Annotated in this window: 1 pseudogene; it reads left to right on the top strand. The window is 40.1% G+C overall.

From position 1 onward, the window contains the following. Positions 1-277 (top strand): annotated as a pseudogene (locus AAEY57_RS19850) (site-specific integrase); the annotation flags it as partial.

The raw sequence follows: 277 nt of genomic DNA, 5'->3' as shown, positions 1-277 counted from the left end.
CCTAGAACTCAAGCACACAATGTCATAAAAGGGCTTACAAAAAATAAGCTTATAAAGTCTCTTGGAACTGCCAGAAACTATGAGCAATCACTTAACACCGTTGCCTCTTGGGCTCAAGATATTGGCATAAACGGTATTCAGGCAATGACCATCGATCAAGCACTCAATTATTTAGATTACCGTAAAGAAATAGTGGGTCAAAAGTCACTGGATATGGAGCGCCAAGCTATACAAGCAATGATGAGGCTAAACGGCAAACTTAAAGACAAGCAAACAC

This window comes from Pseudoalteromonas sp. MER144-MNA-CIBAN-0113 (assembly GCF_040308965.1).
Lineage (GTDB): Bacteria > Pseudomonadota > Gammaproteobacteria > Enterobacterales > Alteromonadaceae > Pseudoalteromonas > Pseudoalteromonas tetraodonis.
This window is presented reverse-complemented; position numbering and strand designations above follow the sequence as displayed.